Raw genomic sequence first — 25,483 nt, forward strand, 5'->3', positions numbered from 1 at the left:
CACGAAGTGCTAATCGAGACGAGCTTTTCGGGCGATTGCTTCCTCCCCGCTTCGCTGGACCTCGCAATGACAGAATGAATCACCCTGTCTTTGCGAACGAAGTAAACTCTAACAAATGCTTTCTTAAATTACTTCGTCATCCCCCAAAAGGCGGAGTGATTCCTCGTGATGACATTTACTTACTTGTCTTTGCGAGCGAATGGAGTGAGCGAAGCAAACTCTATACACACAACACACTCGTCTTTAAGGGCCTCCGAAGCAAATTTTTGACATCTCCATGTTTTGCATGCAAACTAAGCAAGCACATCAAAATCCATCGAATGTCAAAGAAGTAATCATTCCATTTCCATTTTGTCAGTAAGTCGAAGTTTGGGAATAACTTTTGCATATTGTAACTGCTTTAGATAGTATTTTTATGATTCGTGAAAAATATTCACTATAAGAATCTCCTCTTATTCCTATCCATAATTAAAAATAAAATTCATGTTAATAATATTCATTTTCACACTTTTAGTATTAACATCCAACCCCGCTGAATTAAAATATATTTAGTACTACAAATGATAACCTGGAAGAAATTCAAAAAATATTTCAGAAGTTTAATGATATTCTCCCAAAATGAAAAAAGTCTTTAATAAATAATGATTTAATACGATAATAATATGTGACTTATTTCTTCTCCTAAGTTGAGTGAGCGAGTAATGAGAGAAATTGTATCTATAGAAGGGATAGAAGATGGAATGGTACTGGCAGAAGATGTTAAAAATAAATACGGCCATTTATTGATCCCTGCCGAAACAGTATTAAGCCAGAAGCATAAACTACTTCTTAAAACCTGGGGGATAACTGTAGTTTCAATCAAATCAGAGGATGAGCAAATTACTTTTACAGAAGAAGAGAAGAAGACAGAAAGAGAAGAACTTCTCAAACAAATTAACTGGACAATTGAAAATGAATATGAAGAAGATTTAATAAATATGGTGGTCGAACACAAATTAGAACAAATAAAATTTTATGATAACAAAAGAAAAAATTCTTGAACAGATTCATTCTATCCCTACTTTACCAACAATCTATACAACGGTATCCAGGGCAATGGATGATCCATATATAACCAATGAAAAAATAGCTGAATTGATATCAGCCGACCAATCTTCTTCTTTTAAGATATTGAGAGTGGCAAATTCACCATTCTTTGGATTTAGAGGAAAAATAAATACGATATCACAAGCAATTTTTTATCTTGGACATAATGAAGTTAAGAACATTTTATTTACAATATCATTGCTAAAAATAATGCCCGGCAGCAAAATACTTACTAAACTGAAACCCGCCGATTTATGGGCGCATTCAGTGTCTACGGGGGTTATCTCCAGAATTATTGGTGCAGAAATTAATGACAGACAGATAGAAAATTTTTTCCTTGCGGGTGTGTTGCACGATTTCGGTAAAATTCTGTTGATCGAATATTTTAATAAAGAATATGCAGAAGTACTTGAGATTTCTCAGAATACTAATGTTGAGGTATCCGTTGTTGAATCAGATAAATTAGGTATAACTCATTCGGAATTGGGAGCTAAATTAGCAGAAAAATGGAAACTACCGGATATTATAATTGATACTCTAAGGAACCATCACAAAGGTAGATCGAACAATTCTAATAATGATTTTTTAGTAGCAGCCGTTCATATTGCAGATATTGTATCTAAACTACTTGCTCTGGGCTATTCGGGCGATAATATTGTTAAAAAGCCTACAAATTCAGTCTGGCAAAAAATAAAACTGTCTGAAAAATTTTTTACAATTAACCGTAAAAAAATTATTCATGAATACGAACATATTTTTAAGATGTTAATGATTAATTAATGAACACATTGAATCTACACATACTATCCGAAATAATAAATGCGATCGACTCGGAAGATGATGAGTTGATACTAAATTCTGTCATTAATTCATTAATGCAAGTGGATAATGCCATAAAGTGGATCGCAATTTATCTACTAAACAATCGTAATTATGAATTTCATCTTGTAGCGTCGCATCCTACAAATCATAATGATTTAATAGAAACTGAGTATAAACTGTTGATCGAAGACGGTACTATTGCAAAAATTTTGAATGCTAATTCTTTAGTTTATTGTTCGGGTGAAAGTAGATTTATTAGATTTTCTTCAAGTGAGGAAATTTATGGTTTTGTGATAATAAGATACGATTCGGAAAATACAATTGACGAAATTCTACTTGAATTTTATACTGCAGTAGGGAAATTGATAAGTAATTGGTTTAAGTATAATAAACGAAGGAAAGAAAATTTATTCAAAAAAAATTTTGTAGAGTATAACCAGGAGCATAGTAAGGATTTACTAGAAGGCATTAAAAATTTGAGGAACATTTTAGATTCGATACAGGCTGGCATTGTTATAATCAATCCAGAAACTCAAGAGATCGTAGATGCCAACAAGATGGCTGAGAAATTATCGGGCTGGAAGAAAGATGATATAATTGGTATGCGAAGAGAAGAACTATTTCTTCTAAATTCTTGGGATTACAAAGAATTTGGAAAACTTTTAGGTTCCGAGTCGTTACTTAATAAAAAAGATGGTGATGTACTTCCAATATTATTAACTGAGCAAAAAATTAAACTCGGCAATGAACAATTTATTCTTTCTACGTTTTCGGATATAACCGAGCAAAAAAATCTGGAAATTGAACTGCTTGAGTTCAAATTCAACCTGGAACAAAAAGTTGAAGAAAGAACGCACGAATTAAAAAAGGCATACGATAAATTAAAAGCTGAAGTTGATGCCAGAACAAAGTTAGAAAAAGAAAAACTAAAGCTTTATTACGCCATTTATCAGAGCCCAGTGGCTATGGTAATTGTTGACCAGGAGGGTTTTATCGAGTATGTAAATCCAAAATTCAGTGAATTGACCGGTTTTTATTTCGATGATGTATTTGGAAAAAAAATAGTAAATGTAATAGTCTCAGATAATGATGAATATTACATTAAAGAAATTGCCCAGATGATCAGACAGGAAAAAATCTGGAAGAAAGATATCAGGATTAAAAAGAGAGGTGGTGAATTTATATGGGTGTCGGCGTCTGTATCTGGAATTGTTAATGATAGAGGGAAACTAACTCATTACCTTGCAGTTTATGAGGATATATCGCTTAAAAAGAAAGCCGAAGAAGAAATCATCAAAGCTAAAGAAAAAGCTGAAGAGGCAGCACGTTTGAAATCTTCTTTACTGGCAAATATGAGTCACGAATTCCGTACACCATTAATAGGCATTCTCGGCTTTACCGAATTTCTTTTAGAAGACGACTTAAGCCAGGAAGCCAAAGAAATAATTGCTGATATTAATTCTGCTGGAAAACGACTTTTGAATACGCTCGATAGTGTCCTTCAACTTTCGGAATTAGAGTCGCTTTCAGAATATCTTAAATTATCGAAAGCTTCTTTAAATGAATTAATACGTGATACTTATGAACAATATTTACCATTTGCTGTTTCAAGAGGTCTGCAATTTAAACTAAATTTACCGACTATCTCATTGGTCTCTGAAATTGATGACGATCTTTTTTCAAAAGCACTGGCTTTTATTATCGACAATGCTATTAAATTCACTCCAAAAGGGGAGATCGAAGTTAGTGCGGAAAATGTTAATCACAATGAAAAATACTGGAATGCTATTAAAATATCCGACACCGGAATTGGCATCGACGAAAAAGATTTTGAATTAATATTTCAAGAATTCCGTCAGGGAAGCGAAGGGCATAAGAGAAATTATGAAGGTACGGGTCTGGGACTTACTTTAGCAAAAAAGATGATTGAATTTATGAATGGGTATATATCAATTGAGAGCGTTAAAGGGAAAGGCTCAATTTTTACTATCTATATTCCTGCCGTCGACGAAAATTAAATCATGCATCAGAAAAATTAATACTGGAAGATATTCTACAACAAGCAACAAAGGATATTCCTTCCAGTAACCGTAAAGCTGATAGTTCATTACAGTAATAATCGTTGTGCTACTTAAAGAGGCATAGAAAATTCCGCTCAATCTCGGTACAACAGGCAATAATACAATTAACCAGCCAATGTACCAGGGATGCACCACAGGAGAAAATAACAACAACAATAAGTACGTATAATAAAGATCAATTTCTATTTTTCTTCGTTTCATAAAAAGATAATAAGCTGCAAATGAAATTGCATAGAGGATTAAACAAATCAGTCTCGATTTTTGATTGTGTTCGAGGAAAGCATTTATTATGTTGAAAATACTTCCGTTAAATGTCCAGTTTCTTGCAAATTTTTGCAGTGCCTGGAATAAGTCGGGCGTGGATAAATAAGGAATAAATTGAATACCTAAAATTGCCACGGGGATTAATGGATAAATAATCTTTCTTTTGACATCCGTTTCATACCAAAAAATTGCTGGTAACGCAATCAAGAAAGCGGGTTTAATCGACAGCGCAAAACCTAAAAATATTAAAGAAATTATTTTGCACCATCTATTCTTTTGAGCTGACTGTAAATAGAAAAAAAGAAAAAGCGCGAAAAATGTAAATCCGTATCCGTCCAGGTGTGCATCAATTCCAATGTGAATTAAAATTAGTGGACACAATGCATAGAGTAAAACGAAACTGAAATTTAATCCCCTTAGTTTTAGAAGATATAAAGTACTTGCCATAGTTATTATTTCAAAAAGTATCATGAGAAGCTTTAATCCCCAGACAGATTCTCCACTTATTAAATATGCTGTATAGAAAAGCCACTGGCTTAGCGGGAAATAGATTGTTTTCATATCCGGAAAGTTGACTTTGTCTGGAAGCATCTCGCTCGAAAGGTGACTCAGCTGACTTGCATCTGGAGGGTATAGATATGGATTAATCCCGTTGTATTGAACTTTGCCGTCCCATATATATCGATAAATGTCGTCGCTTCCCAGTGGAAAGTTATTAATGAACAATATTCTGATTAAAATAGCTACCGTCAGTCCGAAATAAATTGTTTTCCTGTCAATCTCGTACTTAAGTATTATTATGGCAAATGGAATATAGAGTAAAGAGGAAATAAGGGAAATATAATTGAAATGAATAATGTCGTAATGAATGAATAAATAAAAATACAGAACAAGCTGAACAAGAATAATGAATTTGATAGTATGATTGAACGTATTTTTCATTCGTAATTAGATTAATACCAATTTTAATACTGGAAAAATAAGGAAATTCAAAACGCTGCAAAAAAAATAGAATTAATTGTAGCATTTATCATTTTGATAAAATTTTATTATCCTTATAAATAATTAGTATTAAAAGGAGCGATTAACACACGGATATCTGATTTATTAAGTGGCATAATTTCTGTACACTTACTTTGGTGGTTATGTTCTCAAAACGGAGTTCGAATATTAATGAAAAAATATGCGTTGTTCTTTATTTCGTTATTAATTTTTTCGGCATGCAGCACTTCTCTATTAACTAAAACTGAATATGTTCGAGTCGTCGATACTCATTTTGAATACAAGGGCGAGCCGTATTATTTTGTCGGGACGAACTTCTGGTACGGATGTTATCTGGGACGTGAAGGTCGAGACGGCGACAGAGAACGCTTAAAGCGTGAACTCGACTATCTAAAAGAACTCGGAATTACAAATTTAAGGATACTGGCGGCATCCGAAAAGTCGTACATTCAAGCTTCGCTCGATCCATCTATTCAGGAAGAGCCGGGTAAATTTAATGAAGATTTGCTTGACGGGCTCGACTTTCTGCTTTACGAAATGCGTAAAAGGAAAATGTTCGCCGTAATTTTTTTGAGCAATTACTGGGAATGGTCGGGGGGTTTTGCCGTCTATAATAAATGGTCGGGTGATTCGAATTATGTTGATCCGCATAATCCAGAACAGGGCTGGACTAAATTTATGAACTATTCAGCGAAGTTTTATACGAACGAAAGAGCAAATGAATATTACCGAAATTTCATTGTGCATATAGTAACAAGGAAGAATAAATATACAGGTGATTATTATTATGAGGATCCAACAATAATGGCCTGGCAATTAGCAAACGAACCAAGACCAGGCTGGGGCGAAGAGGGTTTTCGAAATGCAAAAAATTTTTATAAATGGATCGATGAAACGGCAGCCTTTATCCGCTCGATTGATCCCAATCATCTTATTACAACAGGCAACGAAGGTCTCGGCGGATGTCTCGATTCTGATACGATTTTTATAAATGCCCATAAAAGTCCAAATATTGACTATGCCACATTCCATCTCTGGGCAAAAAATTGGGGATGGTTTGATGCTAAAAAAATCGAAGAAACCTATCCATCAACAGAAAAAAAAGCAATCGACTATTTTAATGCACACATGTTACTTGCGAGACGACTCAATAAACCAATTACACTTGAAGAATTCGGAATACCCAGAGACTACGAAGAGTATAGGCCTGGTTCACCAGTAACAGCAAGGGACAGATATTTTTTGAAAATATTCGAGTTGGTAGCAGACAGTGCTAAGGCAGGAGCTCCAATTGCTGGAACCAATTTCTGGGCTTGGGGCGGCGAAGGAAAACGCAACAACGATGACTATATCTGGAAAAAAGGGGATCCGTTTACAGGTGATCCCCCACAAGAACCGCAAGGTCTTAATTCTGTTTTTATTTCGGATGGATCGACTCTTGAAATAATTTCGAAACATGCTGCGGATATGAATCGTATCCGAAAAATGAAACTCCTTGTACGCAATTAAAGTAACCTTTTATGATACGTAAACTCAGTCTATTGTCGATAATTGTAATAACAATAAATGCATGCATGATGGAATTCAATACTGTCGAATTTCTTAAAAGGAATGAAATAAAACTCGTCGATACAAGTGCAACAAAAGAGACAGCAATGCTTTATTATAATTTGAAAATGCTATCTAATACAAACACAATTTTTGGTCATCATGACGCAACAGCTTATGGTATTGGCTGGTACGGTAAAGAAGGAAGATCAGACGTTAAAGATATAACCGGCTCCTATCCCGGTCTATACGGATGGGACTTCGGAGAATTGATATGGGAGCCTAACATTAAAAATGAAAACAGAAATATAACGAGGCTTGTACGCAAAGCTTATTCGAGGGGAGGAGTAAATACATTCTGCTGGCATGCACCTAATCCCGTAACCGACAAATCGTTTTATGATACTACTATCGCTGTTCCCAAAATATTGCCAGGAGGAGGATATTATTTAAAGTATTTAAGGATGCTCGATCAGATTGCCGATTTCGTTGCAACTCTGAAAGATACAGCGGGCAAGCCAATTCCAATTATCTTTCGTCCATTTCATGAATTCGACGGCAGCTGGTTCTGGTGGGGAAAAAATTTCTGTACTCCCGATGAATTTAAAAAATTGTGGAAAACTACTGTTGAGTACCTCAGAGATAAAAGGGGATTGAGAAATATTCTTTATGCATACTCTCCGGATAGAAATTTTTATTCAGAAGAAGAATATCTGGAACGTTATCCTGGCGACAATTATGTAGATATTCTTGGATTTGACGACTATTATGACTTTATGCCCGATGGCGACGGTATTCAGTGGATTCAAAAGAAACTGGCTATTGTCACTTCCATTGCAAAACGGAAAAACAAAATTGCTGCATTTACAGAAACCGGCCTGGAAGGAATTGTCGATTTTAATTGGTGGACTGGTCGTCTCTATAAAACCATTGGGGGAGATTCCGTTAAAATCGCATATCTGATGGTATGGCGGAATGCAAATGAAAAACATTACTATGTTCCTTATAAAGGTCATCCGGGCGAAGATGATTTTGTAAAGTTTACACTAACCGAAAAAGTCTTGCTTGAAAGAGATTTACCGGATTTGTATTCAAAGCCAATTAACGAAGAAATTATTAAGCAAGTCAATCAGAAACAAAAGATTGAATTACTAAAAGCTGTATTGACTTATCCAGTTATGTAACAAATGATAAAAAATTAGGAGCGAAGGAATTCTGGACTGTAATGAAAAATATTGAAAATAAATTTACAGGAAAATTATGCAGATACATATCATCGACTTGGTAATCATAATACTCTATTTTGCTGTAGTGCTTGCCATTGGGATACTAGTATCAAAAAGATCGATAAAAGATATCGATTCGTATTTCCTTGGCAGCAATCAATTGCCCTGGTGGATGCTTGGTATCTCAAACGCCTCGGGAATGTTCGACATAACCGGCACCATGTGGCTTGTCTATTTATTGTTCGTCTACGGGATGAAAAGCGTTTGGATTCCGTGGCTCTGGCCAATATTCAATCAAGTGTTTCTCTTTGCTTATCTGTCGATCTGGTTGAGAAGGTCAAATGTTATGACTGGAGCGCAGTGGATCGAGACCAGATTTGGAAACGGCAAAGGCGCCCGCCTTGCACACATTATTGTTGTTTGTTTTGCGCTTGTTAGCGTTGTGGGATTTATAGCTTATGACTTTAAAGGAATTGGAAAGTTTGCTAAAATATTTTTACCGTGGGATCTGTCGCCCGATATGTATGCAATAATTTTAATGAGTATTACAGCTATCTACGCTGTCAAAGGGGGGATGGTGAGCGTGGTTGCAACGGAAGTGCTTCAATTTCTTGTAATGACCGTAGCTTCAATTGCAGTGGGTATTGTTGCAATGAATGCCGTTGCGCCTGGAGCGCTAAATGCCGTTGTACCAGAAGGTTGGAAAGAACTTTTTTTCGGATGGCATTTGAATTTAAACTGGTCGGGAATAATGGAATCGGTTAATGCCAAAATTACTGAAGACGGTTACGAATTATTTATGATTTTTATGATGATGGTATTATTTAAGGGTATACTTGTAAGTGCAGCTGGTCCAGCGCCTAATTATGATATGCAGAGAATTTTAGCTACCAGGAATCCTAAAGAAGCTTCGAAAATGAGCTGGCTGGTTTCGCTCGTTCTCTTTTTCCCCCGATATATGATGATAGCGGGTCTTACTGTGCTGGCTCTCGCTTTTCTGATGCCAGAATTAAATGCAATGGGGCCAAACGTCGATTTCGAAATGATATTGCCACTGGCTTTAAGGAAACTGATTCCGGTTGGACTGGTAGGCGTTTTACTGGCAGGTCTTCTTGCTGCTTTTATGTCAACATACGCAGCCACAATCAATGCAGCTCCTGCTTATGTTGTCAACGATATTTATAAGAAATTTATTAATCCAAACGCACATCCGAAAAAATATGTCCACATGAGTATAGCTGTCTCTATCTTTTTTGTTATACTAGGCTTTATTTTCGGCATCATGGCGCAATCGGTTAATCAAGTAACACTCTGGATTGTAAATGGACTTTGGGGTGGTTACACAGCGGCAAATGTTTTGAAATGGTATTGGTGGAGGATGAATGGTTATGGATACTTCTGGGGAATGGTTATCGGTATAGCGGCTGCTTTAATTATGCCTCTGCTTTTCCCTTCGTTGCCGACACTCAATGCATTTCCTTATGTACTCGCCATTTCAATTCTCGGCTCTATACTTGGTAGTTACTTGAGTGAACCAGAGCCCGATAATGTATTGATGAAATTTTATATAACGGTTCGCCCATGGGGATTATGGAAACCAATTCATGAAAAAGTTAAAGCTCGCTTTCCGGAATTCAATCCAAATTTCGGTTTCAAAAGAGATATGTTCAACGTTGTAATAGGTATTATCTGGCAAACAACTCTGCTTGCTGCGCCCATTTATCTTGTAATCCATGAATATCTATACTTTGCGATTACTCTCTGCATTACTGCTATAACGTCATTAATACTCAAATTTACATGGTGGAATAAACTCGATGAAATTTGTGGTGAGGAATCGGAAAAAATGTATAGAGAAATGGCATCGAAAATTGAATGATAATGCTGGAGAAATATGAATAACACCGATGGTATTAAACTAAGATTGATCGAAAAGGTAGCATATGGCTGTGGGGATTTTGCATCTTCGATGTTCTGGAAACTCTTTTCGATGTTCCTGCTTTTTTTCTATACAGATATTTTTGGAATCTCTGCTGCAGCTGTGGGAACAATGTTTCTTGTTACGAGAATATGGGATGCAATTAACGACCCGATGATGGGTATGATATGCGATCGTACAGAAACCCGTTGGGGCAAATTTCGTCCTTATCTTTTATTCGGTGCTGTCCCTTTTGCAATTCTCGGTATAATTACTTTCAGTACCCCGGATTTTAGTCCTTCTGGTAAATTAATCTATGCATACGTTACTTACACGTTAATGATGATGGTATACACTGCTGTTAACGTTCCGTATTCCTCGCTGATGGGAGTAATGACCAATAATCCATTGGAAAGAACTTCACTTGCTTCCTTCAGATTCGTGGGAGCATTTTCGGGTGGCATTCTTGTAACAGCAACTGCTTCATATCTTGTGGAATATTTTGGAGGAGTGGCAAATCCAGCACAGGGTTATCAATTGGCGGTAAGTATTTATGCAATACTTGCTGCAATTTTCTTCCTGCTCACATTTGCAGGCACAAAGGAGCGCCTTAAGTCCACAACGATTAAGAATTCATCTCTTAAAGATGATTTGAAAGATATATTGAAGAATGGTCCATGGTTTATTATGCTGGCTTCGGGTGTATCGATTCTAATCTTTAATTCGCTCCGTGACGGTTCAATTCTTTATTACTTTAAATATTTTATCAAGGACCAAAAAGTAGAATTATTCGGTTCGCAATACAATTTTAACCAGGCTGAACTTGCTTCTGTATACATGACTCTCTGGCTTGCTACTAATATTGTTGGTGTTGTATTGGCAAAGCCTGTTTCGTCAATAATCGGTAAGAAAAAAACATTTATTGTTGCAACTCTCCTTTCTGCGGGATTCAGTTTTCTCCTCTTTTTTCTAAAGCCAGAGCAATTGATCTCGATTTTTGTGCTCAATATATTTATTGGTATTAGCGCGGGCATTGTGCTACCTTTAATCTGGTCGATGTATGCAGACATCGCTGATTATTCGGAATGGAAAAATGGTAGGCGCGCAACCGGATTGATTTTTTCGTCATCTTCAATGTCACAAAAATTTGGCTGGACACTTGGTGGCGCTTTAACAGGATGGCTACTGGCTTTCTTTGGATTCCAGGCTAATGTCGATCAGACTCCGCAATCTTTACTGGGTATACGTCTTATAATCAGTGTTTTTGCGGGTTTGGGCGCACTTCTCGCTGCATTGTTTATTTTCTTCTATCCATTGTCCGAAGATTTTATGAAAAAAATTGAAATTGAACTCGAACAAAAAAGAAACAATAACGAGGAGATAAAATGACTAAAAGTGCATTTAATAAGAGATTGAAAGAGTTGTTCGAAGAACATGAGAGATTAATTAAAAGAAAAAACAGACAACTTCCCAGTACAAACGGCGTTTTTAACCGTTACAAATATCCAATTCTTACCGCAGAACATACTCCCTTGTTCTGGAGATACGATCTAAATTATGAAACCAATCCGTATTTAATGGAGAGAATGGGAATAAATGCCACCTTTAATGCAGGGGCAATGGAATACAACGGGAAAATAATTTTAGCCGTTAGAGTCGAAGGTGTCGACAGAAAATCGTTTATTGCAATTGCAGAATCACCGAATGGTATCGATAATTTTAAATTCTGGGATTATCCGGTTAAAATGCCAGAAACTGAAAATCCCGATACAAATATATACGATATGCGTTTGGTTAAGCATGAAGATGGATGGATTTACGGAATTTTTTGTACTGAAAGAAAAGATCCACAAGCCCCGGAAACTGATACTTCAGCTGCAGTTGCTCAGGCGGGAATTGCCAGAACGAAGGATCTCGTTAATTGGGAAAGACTACCGGATTTAAAATCAAAATCCCCGCAACAACGGAATGTAGTGCTACATCCCGAATTTGTAAACGGGAAATATGCCTTTTATACTCGACCTCAAGATGGTTTTATTACCACAGGCACAGGTGGCGGTATCGGGTGGGGCTTGACGGAATCAATTGAAAATCCTGTTATAGAAGAAGAAAAAATTATCGACGAAAGGGTTTATCATACAATCAAAGAAGTTAAGAATGGTTTGGGGCCTGCCCCAATTAAAACCGAGAAGGGTTGGCTACACTTAGCTCACGGCGTTCGAAATACAGCTGCGGGTCTCAGATATGTACTTTATCTATTCCTTACCGATTTAAATGACCCATCGAAGGTAATAGCACGGCCAGGTGGATACTTTATTGCTCCCGAAGGAGAAGAAAGAGTGGGAGATGTTTCTAACGTTGTTTTCAGTAACGGCTGGGTTAAAAAAGACAACGGCGATGTATTGATTTATTATGCTTCCTCAGATACACGTATGCATGTTGCTCGTTCAACCGTCGATAGGCTGCTCGATTATGTTCTTAACACTCCTGAAGACGGCTTAAGAAGCGCAGAATGCGTAAAGCAGAGATATCAATTGATAAATAAAAATCTGGAGATAATGAAAAAGCTTAAACTCTGATTCTTAGCTACGACGCCTCCTAAAGCCATGCTAAAATTAATTTCTCAGTTTAGCATGGCTTTTTTATTTTTCCACAGTTTGCACGGCAACTTTTTGCCAGTGGTCTATGAAAAGGTCGAATTCCAATTTTAACTTCCTGAAATTTGGATTTCTTTGATAGATGTCAGAATCTTCGTCGGAAAGCATAAGGATGCAGTTCATCAGTGCCCTGCCATTATGATAAGTGGCTTTCCAGATCGTCCCTTTTGGAGCGGTCTTATAATGTGGTTCTTTTTCCAGACTGCCCCAGTACCAGTCGCCGTGTTGATGATCTATCAGGTATCTTTTAACATATTCCCATTCTTGAAGAAAAAGTTTATAGTAACGCTTTTCGTTCGGGAAAATTTTTGAAAAGAGTAAAAGTGCATTCAGCGCTTCGGCCTGAGCCCACCAATTTTTTGTATCTTTAATTATGCTGCACTCGCCGTCTTCTGAATAGTAATAACCTTCGTCGAAAAATCCAGCACTCGAATTGTCCCAACCATTATCAATTGCGTGGTCAAGCATTCTTTTTGCGATTGTTAATGTTTCGATGTCGTTTTTTATACCGAGTTTATATGAAGCTTCGAGCATCAAAAAAGCAGTTTCGTAATCGTGACCGAATGATACATGGTCCAATCGATAATTTGCCTCACGTATTTCAGGTTGTGCATGTCTGAAAGAAACAGGTGTCCAGTCGCGTTCGAAAAATAATTGTAGATAACCTTTTGGATGTGTGATCTTATCTCTTATAAGAATTAATAGTTCTTCCAGACGTTCGCGTAATTTTTCATTTGGCCATATACCATAGAGTTCGGTAAAGGCTTCCAGCAAGTGGATCGAAGAATTCTGATCCTTAAAACCTACTTCGACAGCATCTGTTGCTTTTGTTCTGTATGAATCATTTCTTTCTATGGTTTTTCCGTCACGTCTCAAAAATTGAAAGTAACCTTTATGAAGAGGGTCATGGGCGTGTTCTTCCAGCCAGTTGAATGTGTCAATTGCAAGTTCGAGTGCGTCGTTATTCTTAGTCAATTCATATAAAGCCGATAAACCATAGATTGCAAAAGCATTGCCGTATGTTCGCTTTTCATCGAACCAACCTTCTACATCGGATAAATTTCCATCTCGACTTCGGATCTGATAAAAACCCCCATACTGCAAATCCCACATTTTATTTTTAAGGAAATCCAGTCCGTGTAGTGCCGCTTCGTACAACATGCTACTATTTAAAAATTTTGCCACTTTGGATGTCGTCCACACATGACGCGATTGTGTTACAATCATCTTCTCCTGCTCGGGCATTAAACTGAGGTCGTATGCAAGATTTGTGAAGTAGCCCCCGTATTCTTTATCGATAACCAGAGGATACCATTTGTAGATTAAATTATTTTCGAATTCATTTAGCATATCGGCCATGATACCCATATATTATTCACTTTAACGCTTAATTGATTGATAATTTTGTAGTGCAAATATTATGCTATTTTTTTCGTTTGTTATTGACGCAAAAATTATATTTGTTTTTACAATAATGATATATTTTTATCAAATTGATAAAAAAAGAGAAAGTCATCACTTAATTTTGACATTAAAAAAATTATTTCTCCAGGCGTAGTTTTTGCTATTAAAAGATATAATATAATGGACTGATTTTTACAACTTCTATTAAATAAGGGGGATATTAATGAGAATCTTAATGTTTTTTTTGATGGCTTCTTTAGCCTTAGCTGGAAATGAAAAAGAATTAAACTTGCCTTCTATTTTTTCGGACAATATGGTATTGCAACAGAATTCAAAAGTTGCAATATGGGGTATGAGCAAACCGGGGGCTGAAGTTACTATCAAGGCTTCCTGGAATGAATCGGCAATTACAAAAGCAGGCGAGAATGGAAAGTGGATAGCTTACATTAAAACACCTTCAGCTGGAGGACCTTTTGTATTAAAGGTGACAGACGGAAAATCCAATGTAGAATTTAAAAACGTAATGGTAGGAGAAGTATGGCTCTGTTCGGGGCAGTCGAATATGGAAATGCCGCTGGAAGGTTGGCCTCCGAGCGATACTGTTTCAAACAGCAAGGAAGTAATTGCCAGTGCAACGAATAAAAATATTAGATTCTTTACCGTCAGCAGAGCACTTTCGGAAAATCCGGAATACGATTGTATCGGACACTGGGAGGAATCGAATCCTGAAACTGCGGCTAAATTCAGCGCAACGGCTTACTTCTTCGGAAAAAAATTGTACGACGAATTGAAAATACCCATTGGATTAATTCATTCGAGCTGGGGAGGAACTCCAGTGGAAGCATGGACAGGAGCTAAATATATTTCCTCTGTCGATGAATACAAAGACATTGTTGAAAAGCTAAAAGATGCACGGAAAGAAATTGATCACCTTAGAGCATGGCTTTCAGAAAAACCGACTATTGATATTAATTCAATTAAATCGCCAACTCCCTGGAAAGGTCTTGACCTAAACGATTCCGAATGTTCTAAACCTGACTTTGACGATTCGAGTTGGAAAACTATGGATTTACCTGTTAAATGGGAATCGACTGAAATAGGTAATTTTGACGGTGTCGTTTGGTTCAGAAAAAACGTGACAATTAAAGCAGAATGGATTAATAAAGAACTTGTACTTGAACTCGGACCGATAGACGACATGGATGTGACTTATGTTAACGGAGTTAAATTGGGAGGTTACGAAGAAGGCGGCTACTGGCAGACAGACCGAATTTACAAAGTACCTGCAGATTTGGTTAAAGGTAAAAATCTTTCAATTGCCGTACGCGTTATCGATACTCAGGGCGGTGGAGGAATTTGGGGATCCTCTGAGAAAATGAAAATTCATCCGCTTGACTCACAAGAATCAATTTCTCTCACAGGTGCGTGGAAATATCTGCCGGTTGCCGAATATTACAGCGGAAAATTATATTTGTTTGACGTAAAGAATGCAGAATACAATAGTCGCCCGAAATTGTCCATTGAATATTCATCTTATACGCCCACTTTACTTTTTAATGGAATGATTGCCCCGTTGATACCATACGGAATAAAAGGCGCCATCTGGTACCAGGGAGAATCAAATGTTGGAAATCCCGAATTGTATAAAACACTCTTCCCATTGATGATTAAAAATTGGAGAGAAGAATGGGGTTTGGGCGATTTCCCATTTTACTATGTTCAAATTGCTCCATACAACTATGGTCCCAACGCTGAATCCCAGAAGTTAAGGGAAGCTCAATTAATGAGTCTTTCGGTACCCAATACAGGGATGGCCGTTACACTCGACATTGGCAATCCGAATAATATTCATCCAGCAAACAAAAAAGAGGTAGGCGAACGACTTGCAAGATGGGCGCTGGCGAAAAATTACGGCAAGAAAATCGATTTTTCAGGTCCAATCTTTAAATCGATGCAAAGGGAAGGTAATAAAATAATTCTGTCGTTCGATCATACTGACGGCGGCTTGATTATTAAAGAAATCAACGGTGAGAACAATTTCCTTATTGCAGGTAACGACAAAGTATTTAAAAAAGCCAGAGTAGAAATTAAGGATGATAAATTAATTGTCTTCTCTGAAAGTATTGAAAATCCTGTGGCGGTGCGTTATTGCTGGGATAATATTTCCGAAGCCACTCTTTTCAACAAAGCGGGACTGCCTGCTTCTTCATTTAGAACAGACAACTGGGATTAAGAGATGGGAATAAAAATGAGAAGTATTATTAAGTTAATTGCGTTGTTTCTATTAATCGGTCGAATCAATTTTACAAATGCACAAAAAACCGAGTATCATGCCTGGTGGCACGATACATATTTAAGAGAAACATTCGAAACCCCCAACAAGAAAAAACTCCCTCTGATTAAAGTAGCAGGCAATCGTTTTGTAGATGAAACTGGTGATACAATTTTATTCAGAGGTGTTTCAATTTCCGATCCCGATAAAATTGAAAAACAAGGACACTGGAATAAAAGGCATTTCGAAAAAGTTAAAGAACTTGGTACAATGATTATCCGTATTCCAGTTCATCCAGTTGCCTGGCGGGAACGAGGAGCCGAAAATTATTTGAAGCTGCTCGATCAGGCCATCGATTGGTGCACAGAATTGGGAATGTATGTTATTATTGATTGGCATACAATAGGAAATCTCGGTATGGAGTTGTTTCAGGATCCCATGTACGAGACAACTAAAAAAGAAACGTTCGAATTCTGGCGAACTATTGCACGAAGATACAGTGGTAATAATACGGTGGCTTTTTATGAATTGTTCAACGAACCGACTCTCTTTTTTAATCAGCTCGGAACGATGTCGTGGGCAGAATGGAAAGAACTCAATGAAAAAATGATTACGTTGATCAGAGCTTATGATAACGAAACGATTCCATTGGTAGCTGGATTCGATTGGGCTTATGACCTTACTCCTTTATTAATTGAACCAGTTGAAGCTGAAAATATCGGATACGTAACGCACCCATATCCTCATAAGCGCACGAAACCGTGGGAACCGAAATGGGAAGAAAATTTTGGTTTTGCCGCTCAGAAATATCCAATTATTGCAACTGAAATTGGTTTTACAATGGATAATGAATCCATTAATTCAAACGGCGAATATGGTGAGGCAATTATTAATTATCTTGAATCCAGAGGCATTAGCTGGGTCTGGTGGGTATTTGATCCGGAATGGCATCCGAAAATGTTCAAGTCGTGGGACACATATGAACTCACCGACAGCGGTAACTTTTATAAAGCAGTAATGCAAGAGAAAAAATAATGCGATGAATAAAAGTGCTGCGAATATTATTTTACGAATGCAAGCAGAACAGATAACTTATGAATACTAAATTTAAATGGGCGCTTGGTATACTGATTGTCTCGGTCTTCGCTTATTATGCGATTAACTATTATGTTAATCGGCGTGCAGGCGATGAGGTAATCGAAATTTATTTTGCCGACAGAATTACTGCCGCTCATGAAAAATTAATTGAAATTTATAACGAGAGGAATAAAGGGAAAGTACGCATTGTACCAATCGACTTTCCCAATTTTGATTTTAGTACGAATGAAAGAAAGGAAGTGCTGGCTCGTTCGTTACGAGGCACTGGCGACGGGATTGATCTCTTTGCCGTTGATATTATCTGGGTGCAAAGATTTGCAAAATGGGGAGAATCACTCGACAAATATCTGACCGAAGAAGAAAAAAAGCGACTGCTGCCTCTGGCAGTCGAATCGTGTTATTACAACGGCGAACTTGTTGCTGTCCCGTTAGTTCTTGTGAACAGTATCTGCTATTATCGGGAAGATCTGGTCGAAACGCTCCCCAATGGTAAAGAAATGATAAACAAGTTCGATAGTACAAATATTACCTGGGAAGAATTCCTTGACTACAGAAGCCAATATAAAGGTGATAAACCGTTTTATATTTTCCCCGCCGCCGATTACGAAGGTATGATTTGTAATTTTATGGAATTCCTTTTAAGCCAGAATCCAAATTACTTTCAACAATATGGTTTTAACCTCGATAGACCTGAAGCCGAAAAGGCTTTGCAATTTATGGTCGACCTGATTTATAAATATAATGCGACACCGCCCGATGTCACTAAGTTTACCGAGATATCAAGTTACGAATACTTTATTAATAATGACGGTTTTGTAATTCACGGCTGGCCCACTTACGATATGGACTTTATTAATGAAGCTTACGATAAAGAGAAGCAATCGAGACTCAAAAAAATGTGGATACCGTATTTTAAGGGCGGCGTGCCTACATCGATCGTAGGTGGATGGGATTTGATGGTTTCTAAATTTTCTACGAAGAAGAAAGAGACAATCGATTTCCTGAAATTTTTGCTGAGCGACGAAGCCCAGGAAATTTTTTATAAATTAAGTGGGCATTATCCTGTAATTAAAAGATTTTATGAAGATCCGTCGTATTTGAGTAAATATCCTGAAATACCGAAAATCAAAGAATATCTCAAAACGGCAAAACATCGACCAGCACATCCTGACTATACGAGATTTTCTAAAATTATGTCGTACTATATCGACGAGGCTTTAAAAAATCGTATCTCCGTTAAAGAAGCGCTCATCAAAGCTACCAATGCAATTCAACTTGAGAAAAATATTTTACAGGAGCGATGACTTAAATTTATGGTACGACAAAAATTAAAAAATAAGTTTACTAAATATCGATTCGAAATCAGGCATATCTCGGCGTTCCTGTTCGTACTTATTATTTTTCAGCTCGTAATGGCTTTTGTTCAAAAATCATCGCTTAGCGATTTCTTAAATGAAACTCAGGACTGGTATCAAAAATATTCCACCGAACGGCTGGCTATTATTACTACGACTAGTATGGAATTGCTTTATGAAAATCTCTTTATGGAAAAACCAATGTCCGAGTACGACCAGAGGAAAATCACTTACTCGTTTAACGTAATCTTCAAACAGCAGTTAATCCAGAAAAGTGTGGAAGATATAAGTCTGATTCTTCTAAAGAACCATCGCATATATGTTATTGACAGTGGACAAAAACTCTACGCATTCCTTACGAACAAACTCGCACCCTACGAAACGGGCGTTAACAGTCATTCCGAAGCGGTAAAACTATTTCTCGATTATAGAGATGAAATAAGGGCTTCGGAAACCATTTATTCGATTCTGGAAAATAATAAAACCTTTAAAATACTTGTGCCCTTCGTACCCGACGGCGAATATCTCGGTGTAATGTATATGAAGATTACACCTGACTTTACGTTTCTTACAAATGAAGTAACTTCGAATTTCGATAAAGTTGCTGTAATCTATACGTCCTTAATTTTTCTTGGACTTGTGATTATCTTTTACATTTCTTCACAGGCAGTAAAAGAAAGGAACGAAGCTCAGAAAAAGTTTTTCCAGGAGCACGAAGAAAATATCAAAAAACAAATCCGACTCGAAAAGGAGTCGCTCTTTACAAAAAGAATTTACCATACTCATCATAAAGCCGAAAAGATAATTGGTTTTATCAAGGAAGATGTCCGCAAGATGAACAGCGAAGGAATCGATGAATTGAAAAAGAGAGTGCTGACATATTCGAATTTCATTTCGAGAATTATATATGACATGAAATGGTACGACCAGGAAATCAATACAATTATTAACCCGATGTTCCATACTAACATTAACGAAGTAATAAAATTCATAGTGGAGAATATTTTCCTTAGAATCTCAAGTCGCAACGACATGTTCAGTTTTGAATTATTGCTTGACGACGATATTCCTCCGGTTAATGTTAATGAATTTGTGGTATGGGAAATTCTTGAACCTTTGATACATAACAGTATTGACCACAGTCAAAAAGATTCGGTAAAAATTAAAATAAAAACAAAACGTGATAAGGATAAAGGCCAAACGATTATAACTATTGAAGACGATGGCGTTGGAATAAAAAGCGAATTATTAGAAGTCGATTCAAAAGGTGTTAAAAAGATATTTCTTGAAAATATTTCCACCAAAAAACTTGAAGCTACTAATTCGGGTTATGGTTGCTATATTGCATATCAGATGGCGGTTGAAAAATGTGGATGGGAACTCGACGTTGAAAATATAAAAGAAGGCGGTTGCCGATTCACTATTAAAATAAAAAATTAAGGAAGATATCGTATGCAGAAACAAGATATGATTAACATTTTACTTGTTGAAGACGAAGAATTTGATGTAAGAAGAGTAAAAAATACGCTCGACTACTACAACTCCAGAATAAGATTGCTTGACACTGTTTCAAATGGTATGGCTGCCCTGTCTTTAATCAGGGATAATCCTGATAAATACGACGTTGTTATTATGGACTATCAAATATCGGGTGGCTTGAAAGGGGAGGAGCTGATTTCAAAAATGAAGAGCTACGACCCACTCATTCAGATTATCGTAGTAACAAAAATGACAATTAACATTACCAATTATGACTTTGCCAATAAGTTACTTCAGGCTGGAGCTTTCTGGTATTGTACAAAATATCCGGGTAACATCGAAGAATACATTTATCAACCTACAGATTTTATTCTAAGTATTTTCAACGCATACGAAAAAAAGAAACTCGAAAAACAAAAATTGAAATCCGACAGAAGACTTAAGAAGAGTATAGAAAATTTACTGGAAGCAAAAAAAATAATCGGCGAATCGAAACCGATGCTTCAATTGAAAGAAAACATTGAAAAGTATGCCAAAAGTGATGTAAATATATTGATCAACGGTCCGTCGGGCACAGGCAAAGAATTGGTTGCATGGAATATTCACCTGAGAAGCAAAAGGAAATACGAGAATTTTGTACCGATTAACTGTGGAAGCATTCCGAGTGACTTGTTAGAAAGCGAATTGTTCGGTTTCGAAAAAGGTTCGTTTACAGGTGCAAACAGAGAAAAACCTGGATTGTTCGAAGTTGCTAATAATGGAACTCTTTTCCTCGATGAAGTGGGTGAACTTTCTCCAACGGCTCAGGTAAAATTATTGAGAGTGTTGCAGGAGGGAGAGATTGAAAAGATTGGCAGAACTGGAAAAATATCGGTTAATGTTAGAATAATCGCAGCTACGAATAAAAATCTTGCTCACGAAGTTAACAATAATCGCTTCAGGGAAGATTTATATTATCGACTAAATGTTGTGCCGCTTGAAATAGTCCCTTTGCGTCAGCGCGGTAATGATATCATTTTGTTGTTTGAACATTTTCTCGACTACTTCAGTCAGGACCTCGGATTTACCAGGCCGGTGGTGGAAGAAAGCGCTAAGGAAATCTTGTTGAATTACAAGTGGCCTGGCAATGTTAGAGAATTGAGAAATGTAGTACAAAGATTGGTGCTGAACTGTCCCGACCGCATCACTGCTAAGGATGTTAGCAATCCAATGATACTTGGCAATAATATCGTGTCGAAAGAAGAATCGGGCTTTGAAGATTTATACGAAGGACAGGTGCTGCCTTTGAAAGAAGTGGAAAGGAGATTCAGAATACGGTATTTCAAGTATGTAAGGAGCATCTCAAGTTCGGATTCTGCTGCAGCAGAAAAGCTCGGATTGGCACCTTCCAACTTTTATCGTATGTGTAAAGAACTTGGTTTAAAATAAACAGAACTTCTGGCTTATTGTATGCGTCTGATTTATTAAAATTTCGGGAGAATTATGATTAATCAATTCAAAGTAAAGGGAAAGGAGCTTCTTGCTAAGATAGAAGAGTTAATCAAAGAAGGGAACGTAAGGCGAATAATAATAAAAGATGAAAAAGGGAATACGTATATCGAAATACCTGTAACTGTTGCAGTGCTTGGAGCTTTCTTCGCACCAGTATTGGCTGCCGTTGGCGCACTCGCCGGAATGGCTGCAAATTTTACTGTTGAAGTCATCAGAAGGCATGAAGAAGATATCAATCCTTAAATTATTATCCTGACGTAATTTCGTCAACCACGATTAACAAACACCAAATAATTTGCTGGATTATTATAGTAGTATTTTATAATTTTGTTATGAACATATGCTCATAATTATTGTATGCCCAGACCTAAAAAAAATAGAAGAATAAAGTGTTATCCGACAGCATATTATTTCAAACCGCGTGGAATTCCAATGTATGAATTATTAGAAAATGTACTGGCTGAAGACGAGGTCGAGGCAATCTACTGGGCTGACTATAATGGTTACGACCACGAGACTGGAGCTGAGAAGATGGAAATATCCCGACCTACTTTTGGTCGAATTCTTAAATCTGCAAGGAGAAAAATTGCAGATGCAATTATCAACGGTAAGGCGCTCAGAATTAAACAGGATTATTTTAACAAATTAAAGGAGGAATAAAATGAAAATAGCAGTTGCATCAGACGACAATTTGCATGTGTCCGGACATATCGGACGTGTAAACGGTTTTATCATTTACGAATGCTCTGAAGGGAAAATTCTCGGCAAACAGTATCTCGAGAACACTTTTACTAATCACGGTCGTCAAGGCAGGGGCGAGCATCATCACGGCGAGAGTCATAGGTACGGACACGAAAGACTGATAGAAGCGCTGAAAGGAGTAGATGTTTTAATTTTTACATCGGGCGGCTGGAGATTGGTGGAAGACCTCGAGGCTAACGGCATAAAACCTTTTATGACTGACGAAGAAAATGCCGACAGTGCAGTTGAAAAATATCTGGCGGGTCAATTAATAGAAAGAGAAGATAATGTTTGCCATCACGGCAGGCACTGAAAATTAGAAATAGACCTCTGCGCTGATCGAATAATTACGAATGGGTGCTAAATTCCCGATAAACTCGACGTAATTATAATTGAGTAAGTTTTTAACACTCAATTTTAATGAAGCAGCTATATTACTAAAAATAAAATTAACCCCACCTGCTAAATCAACTACATAAACAGGGACTCGTTTATAACCGTCTTTTATAAGAGCTAATGGTGGTTCGGTCAGCTCGAGGTCTATTTCTTCTACTTTGCTTGAGTACCTGAAATCGGCACTCAACTCAAACGGCTGCTTGGTAAGACCAATATGTAAATTAACAGTGTTGCGCGGGCGATATTTCATTGGTCGGTTCTTTTCGATATCTCTTGCCCACATATAATTGTATGCGACGGTTAAGTTTAATAATGAAGGAATGGGCGTCCAGTTGCACAATATTTCTGTACCCTGTATTCTTGCCTTAGTTAGGTTTATAAATTTTATATCGCCTGTTTTTGTAAGATTCGGCTCTATAAAGTTATTGTAATTGGTCTGATAAAAAGCCATATCGATATAAAAATAGTCTGTCGGGTTATAAATGAGACCACTTTCGAAAGAAAAGCTTGTTTCCGATTTCAAATCCGGATTTTGCTCGACGTCTATGCCTCCTGCAATCCCTGCCGTTGTAAACACTTCGGCAGGTGTTGGTGCTCTGAAACCTGTGCCTATAGATGATCTTAAAATTAGATTGCTCGTTATTTTGTAATTAAATCCAATACGAGGTGTTATGGCATTTTTTCCTTTTATTGTATCGAGTTTAATGTAGTCGTAACGGAGCCCTAAAGTGGCAATTAAATTTTTAATACCTCGGTATTCCGTTTGAAAATAAAGTGCCCCTCCTCCGAATCGTGTGTCTGAAAAAATATTCGATTTTACTGTCGCCCCGGATATTTCGATTCCGCCAGTGTAATTAAAATTACCTTTGTTCGAATAATTAAAAATGGCTTCGGTTCTATAAAGATTGGCTGTTGATGTTGTTACTTCGATACCGTAGCCGTCGAATCGTGTATAATAATAACTCAATTTGAATGTTGAATTCAAATTTTCCGTTAGCCTGTTGTTATATACCAATCCGCTGAAAAAGCGGTTCGATTTTACCGTGTTGCCGTTATCTTCGTCTTTCGGTACTAACGCATTGCGAGAGTCTTTCCAGTATAAAAAATTACCTCTGTCCATGTATAAATAATTGCCAAATAAAAGTATCGATTGATTTGTGTCGATTGTCTTGTTTACTTTAAAATATCCGAGATAATTTTTCCGAAAATCATTTTGGCGATAACTCATGTTGTCGAACTTCTTTATGGATACTGTATATCCAACTCCTGCTACCGACGATGAATGAGATATCTCTGTGCCGTAGAAAGTACGCAGGTTATTATTCCATTTCCAAATATCGTAAGAAGGATTATCATAAAAACCTGCATAAGATTTGATGTAAGTCACTGGAATTTGTGCAACATCTTTGGTAATTATATTAATAACGCCTCCAATAGCCGATGTGCCATAGAGTGAACTTGCCGGACCTTTAATGACCTCTACGCGTTCAATATCAGAAATTGGAATCATTTCCCAGACAATATCTCCGTTATCACCACTGTAAAATGGTATTCCATTAATTGCCACAAGTACTCTTGCACCAACTCCTTTACTGTAGCCACTCGAACCACGGATACTAACCTGCTCAAGATTTACTTGTATGCCGGGAATATCTCTAAGTAATTCATCGAAAGCCAGATAATTCTTGTGAGATATTAAATCGGGTTTAATTACAAATGCACTTACCGATAAATCTTCTTTCTTTTGCTCGAACTTTGAGGCGGTTATCAATATTTGTTCAGTTTCAACGGCTGATTCCTGTAAAATAAAATTAATTTCAGTTAGTTCTTTGTTAATAGTAATTTTTTTGCTGACTTTTTGATATCCGACGCAGGAGACTTCTATCGTATAGTGGCCATAGGGAATGCCTCTGATTTCATACCTTCCTTTTTCGTCAGTTGCTGCTCCGTAAGATGTTCCACTTATAATTATGTTAGCGCCTATAATTGGTTGTGAATCTTCTTCAACAATTCTGCCTGTTATTTTTCCCTTCTGGGCAAGCGATAAATTTCCTAAAAGAAAAATAAATAAAAAAAATCTGTACATGTTTTATCTCCTTTAATATGGAGGCTGAGGAGGCGGATTGTTAAAGTCAACGTTTATGTTTACTCCTTCTGTAATTTCACCGGCACGTAATTTTAGTTCTTTTGGACTCGATTGATTGTTGTTGTTGCAGTAAACTCCAACCACGTACCAATCCTTTCTTTCGAATGAGATTGTTTCAGTTTTCGACTGAGCCACAACAACATACGAATATGTGCCTTCGCCCAGTTGAAGTATTGGCAAAAAATTATTTTCTATTGAACTGTAATTGAATACAGAACTGCCATACGGTATCGAATCGGAAACGAAGCTGAGATTAGGCGGGAAAAAATCTTCTGTTTTTTCAATAGGCTTCTTAAATACAACCAGATGGGTCCTTTTTACACCTTCAGGCCAGATGCCGGTGAATGTAATCGTGCCTTTGAAGCCGGTAGGACCTTCTGGTTTAACCGGTTCTGGTTCAATTCCGCCGTCGCATTTTAATAAAAAGAGAACCGAGAACACTATTATAAGTAGATTCTTTTTCATTGAAGACTAAACATTAGTGTAATTATTTATTC

Annotated in this window: 20 protein-coding genes; 16 read left to right on the forward strand and 4 right to left on the reverse strand. The window is 37.0% G+C overall.

The window, feature by feature from the left end:
• The first annotated feature begins 701 nt into the window (after window positions 1-701).
• Genes ACUN8G_RS12085 through ACUN8G_RS12095 form a run of 3 tightly spaced genes read left to right on the forward strand, consistent with a single transcriptional unit; the run spans window position 702 to window position 3,926 of the window.
• Window positions 702-1,040: a hypothetical protein gene (locus tag ACUN8G_RS12085; protein ID WP_437345331.1), complete on the forward strand. Its 339-nt coding sequence runs from the start codon at window positions 702-704 to the stop codon at window positions 1,038-1,040.
• Window positions 1,015-1,866 carry an HDOD domain-containing protein gene (locus tag ACUN8G_RS12090; RefSeq protein WP_437345330.1) on the forward strand — a complete coding sequence of 284 codons (852 nt, stop codon included), beginning with the start codon at window positions 1,015-1,017 and terminating at the stop codon, window positions 1,864-1,866. The genes ACUN8G_RS12085 and ACUN8G_RS12090 overlap by 26 nt, the downstream gene beginning before the upstream one ends.
• A complete protein-coding gene (locus ACUN8G_RS12095; protein ID WP_437345329.1) occupies window positions 1,866-3,926 on the forward strand; it encodes a sensor histidine kinase in 2,061 nt (686 codons plus the stop codon). The genes ACUN8G_RS12090 and ACUN8G_RS12095 overlap by 1 nt, the downstream gene beginning before the upstream one ends.
• On the opposite strand, the gene ACUN8G_RS12100 is transcribed toward ACUN8G_RS12095, so the two are convergent.
• A complete protein-coding gene (locus ACUN8G_RS12100) occupies window positions 3,885-5,195 on the reverse strand; it encodes an MptA/MptB family glycosyltransferase (RefSeq protein WP_437345328.1) in 1,311 nt (436 codons plus the stop codon). The genes ACUN8G_RS12095 and ACUN8G_RS12100 overlap by 42 nt on opposite strands.
• A 231-nt stretch (window positions 5,196-5,426) precedes the next feature.
• Here ACUN8G_RS12100 and ACUN8G_RS12105 point away from each other — a divergent pair, with 231 nt between their 5' ends.
• The 5 genes from ACUN8G_RS12105 (at window position 5,427) to ACUN8G_RS12125 (ending at window position 12,526) form a co-directional block, all read left to right on the forward strand.
• Entirely contained in the window at window positions 5,427-6,764 is a 1,338-nt protein-coding gene (locus tag ACUN8G_RS12105; protein WP_437345327.1) for a glycoside hydrolase 5 family protein, read from the forward strand.
• 11 nt (window positions 6,765-6,775) lie between these two features.
• Entirely contained in the window at window positions 6,776-7,987 is a 1,212-nt protein-coding gene (locus ACUN8G_RS12110) for a glycoside hydrolase family 26 protein (RefSeq protein WP_437345326.1), read from the forward strand.
• A 76-nt stretch (window positions 7,988-8,063) separates the two neighbouring features.
• Window positions 8,064-9,908 carry a sodium:solute symporter family protein gene (locus ACUN8G_RS12115; RefSeq protein ID WP_437345325.1) on the forward strand — a complete coding sequence of 615 codons (1,845 nt, stop codon included), beginning with the start codon at window positions 8,064-8,066 and terminating at the stop codon, window positions 9,906-9,908.
• A gap of 15 nt (window positions 9,909-9,923) precedes the next feature.
• The gene (locus ACUN8G_RS12120) at window positions 9,924-11,336 is read left to right on the forward strand and encodes an MFS transporter (RefSeq protein ID WP_437345324.1); all 1,413 of its coding nucleotides are present in this window, start codon (window positions 9,924-9,926) and stop codon (window positions 11,334-11,336) included.
• Complete coding sequence (locus ACUN8G_RS12125) at window positions 11,333-12,526, forward strand: glycoside hydrolase family 130 protein (RefSeq protein WP_437345323.1); 1,194 nt, start codon at window positions 11,333-11,335, stop codon at window positions 12,524-12,526. The genes ACUN8G_RS12120 and ACUN8G_RS12125 overlap by 4 nt, the downstream gene beginning before the upstream one ends.
• Before the next feature lie 63 nt (window positions 12,527-12,589).
• Here the strand turns inward: ACUN8G_RS12125 and ACUN8G_RS12130 are convergent, their stop codons facing one another.
• Window positions 12,590-13,972, reverse strand: coding sequence for an AGE family epimerase/isomerase (locus ACUN8G_RS12130; RefSeq protein ID WP_437345322.1), 1,383 nt, complete (start codon window positions 13,970-13,972; stop codon window positions 12,590-12,592).
• 259 nt (window positions 13,973-14,231) lie between these two features.
• Here ACUN8G_RS12130 and ACUN8G_RS12135 point away from each other — a divergent pair, with 259 nt between their 5' ends.
• The 8 genes from ACUN8G_RS12135 to ACUN8G_RS12170 all read left to right on the forward strand — a co-directional run bounded on the left by ACUN8G_RS12135 (window position 14,232) and on the right by ACUN8G_RS12170 (window position 22,757).
• Complete coding sequence (locus tag ACUN8G_RS12135; protein WP_437345321.1) at window positions 14,232-16,241, forward strand: sialate O-acetylesterase; 2,010 nt, start codon at window positions 14,232-14,234, stop codon at window positions 16,239-16,241.
• Window positions 16,242-16,256: 15 nt separating this feature from the next.
• Window positions 16,257-17,315, forward strand: a complete 1,059-nt coding sequence (locus ACUN8G_RS12140; protein ID WP_437345320.1) for a glycoside hydrolase family 5 protein — start codon at window positions 16,257-16,259, stop codon at window positions 17,313-17,315.
• Between the two features lie 59 nt (window positions 17,316-17,374).
• Window positions 17,375-18,682: an extracellular solute-binding protein gene (locus ACUN8G_RS12145; RefSeq protein WP_437345319.1), complete on the forward strand. Its 1,308-nt coding sequence runs from the start codon at window positions 17,375-17,377 to the stop codon at window positions 18,680-18,682.
• Between the two features lie 9 nt (window positions 18,683-18,691).
• Complete coding sequence (locus tag ACUN8G_RS12150; RefSeq protein ID WP_437345318.1) at window positions 18,692-20,173, forward strand: sensor histidine kinase; 1,482 nt, start codon at window positions 18,692-18,694, stop codon at window positions 20,171-20,173.
• 12 nt (window positions 20,174-20,185) lie between these two features.
• Window positions 20,186-21,640, forward strand: coding sequence for a sigma-54-dependent transcriptional regulator (locus ACUN8G_RS12155; protein ID WP_437345317.1), 1,455 nt, complete (start codon window positions 20,186-20,188; stop codon window positions 21,638-21,640).
• 54 nt (window positions 21,641-21,694) lie between these two features.
• Window positions 21,695-21,946: a DUF4342 domain-containing protein gene (locus ACUN8G_RS12160; RefSeq protein ID WP_437345316.1), complete on the forward strand. Its 252-nt coding sequence runs from the start codon at window positions 21,695-21,697 to the stop codon at window positions 21,944-21,946.
• Between the two features lie 114 nt (window positions 21,947-22,060).
• On the forward strand, window positions 22,061-22,363 hold the full coding sequence (locus ACUN8G_RS12165) for a DUF134 domain-containing protein (protein WP_437345315.1): 303 nt from the start codon (window positions 22,061-22,063) through the stop codon (window positions 22,361-22,363).
• Window position 22,364: 1 nt separating this feature from the next.
• Complete coding sequence (locus tag ACUN8G_RS12170; protein ID WP_437345314.1) at window positions 22,365-22,757, forward strand: NifB/NifX family molybdenum-iron cluster-binding protein; 393 nt, start codon at window positions 22,365-22,367, stop codon at window positions 22,755-22,757.
• Window positions 22,758-22,760: 3 nt separating this feature from the next.
• Here the strand turns inward: ACUN8G_RS12170 and ACUN8G_RS12175 are convergent, their stop codons facing one another.
• Together ACUN8G_RS12175 and ACUN8G_RS12180 are read right to left on the reverse strand one after the other, a co-directional pair.
• Window positions 22,761-24,926 carry a TonB-dependent receptor gene (locus tag ACUN8G_RS12175; RefSeq protein WP_437345313.1) on the reverse strand — a complete coding sequence of 722 codons (2,166 nt, stop codon included), beginning with the start codon at window positions 24,924-24,926 and terminating at the stop codon, window positions 22,761-22,763.
• Between the two features lie 12 nt (window positions 24,927-24,938).
• Window positions 24,939-25,451 (reverse strand): hypothetical protein, encoded by a 513-nt coding sequence (locus tag ACUN8G_RS12180; protein WP_437345312.1) that lies wholly within the window; start codon window positions 25,449-25,451, stop codon window positions 24,939-24,941.
• Between the last annotated feature and the right edge of the window lie 32 nt (window positions 25,452-25,483).

This window comes from Melioribacter sulfuriphilus, assembly GCF_052656625.1.

Bases quoted from the DNA above. Each gene is read 5' to 3' on its own strand.
- ACUN8G_RS12135 (WP_437345321.1), top strand. From the start codon at position 14,232: ATGAGAATCTTAATGTTTTTTTTGATGGCTTCTTTAGCCTTAGCTGGA.
- ACUN8G_RS12095 (WP_437345329.1), top strand. From the start codon at position 1,866: ATGAACACATTGAATCTACACATACTATCCGAAATAATAAATGCGATC.
- ACUN8G_RS12150 (WP_437345318.1), top strand. From the start codon at position 18,692: ATGGTACGACAAAAATTAAAAAATAAGTTTACTAAATATCGATTCGAA.
- ACUN8G_RS12120 (WP_437345324.1), top strand. From the start codon at position 9,924: ATGAATAACACCGATGGTATTAAACTAAGATTGATCGAAAAGGTAGCA.
- ACUN8G_RS12155 (WP_437345317.1), top strand. From the start codon at position 20,186: ATGCAGAAACAAGATATGATTAACATTTTACTTGTTGAAGACGAAGAA.
- ACUN8G_RS12105 (WP_437345327.1), top strand. From the start codon at position 5,427: ATGAAAAAATATGCGTTGTTCTTTATTTCGTTATTAATTTTTTCGGCA.
- ACUN8G_RS12115 (WP_437345325.1), top strand. From the start codon at position 8,064: ATGCAGATACATATCATCGACTTGGTAATCATAATACTCTATTTTGCT.
- ACUN8G_RS12090 (WP_437345330.1), top strand. From the start codon at position 1,015: ATGATAACAAAAGAAAAAATTCTTGAACAGATTCATTCTATCCCTACT.
- ACUN8G_RS12110 (WP_437345326.1), top strand. From the start codon at position 6,776: ATGATACGTAAACTCAGTCTATTGTCGATAATTGTAATAACAATAAAT.
- ACUN8G_RS12125 (WP_437345323.1), top strand. From the start codon at position 11,333: ATGACTAAAAGTGCATTTAATAAGAGATTGAAAGAGTTGTTCGAAGAA.
- ACUN8G_RS12140 (WP_437345320.1), top strand. From the start codon at position 16,257: ATGAGAAGTATTATTAAGTTAATTGCGTTGTTTCTATTAATCGGTCGA.
- ACUN8G_RS12180 (WP_437345312.1), bottom strand. From the start codon at position 25,451: ATGAAAAAGAATCTACTTATAATAGTGTTCTCGGTTCTCTTTTTATTA.
- ACUN8G_RS12130 (WP_437345322.1), bottom strand. From the start codon at position 13,972: ATGGGTATCATGGCCGATATGCTAAATGAATTCGAAAATAATTTAATC.
- ACUN8G_RS12085 (WP_437345331.1), top strand. From the start codon at position 702: ATGAGAGAAATTGTATCTATAGAAGGGATAGAAGATGGAATGGTACTG.
- ACUN8G_RS12175 (WP_437345313.1), bottom strand. From the start codon at position 24,926: ATGTACAGATTTTTTTTATTTATTTTTCTTTTAGGAAATTTATCGCTT.
- ACUN8G_RS12160 (WP_437345316.1), top strand. From the start codon at position 21,695: ATGATTAATCAATTCAAAGTAAAGGGAAAGGAGCTTCTTGCTAAGATA.
- ACUN8G_RS12100 (WP_437345328.1), bottom strand. From the start codon at position 5,195: ATGAAAAATACGTTCAATCATACTATCAAATTCATTATTCTTGTTCAG.
- ACUN8G_RS12170 (WP_437345314.1), top strand. From the start codon at position 22,365: ATGAAAATAGCAGTTGCATCAGACGACAATTTGCATGTGTCCGGACAT.
- ACUN8G_RS12165 (WP_437345315.1), top strand. From the start codon at position 22,061: ATGCCCAGACCTAAAAAAAATAGAAGAATAAAGTGTTATCCGACAGCA.
- ACUN8G_RS12145 (WP_437345319.1), top strand. From the start codon at position 17,375: ATGAATACTAAATTTAAATGGGCGCTTGGTATACTGATTGTCTCGGTC.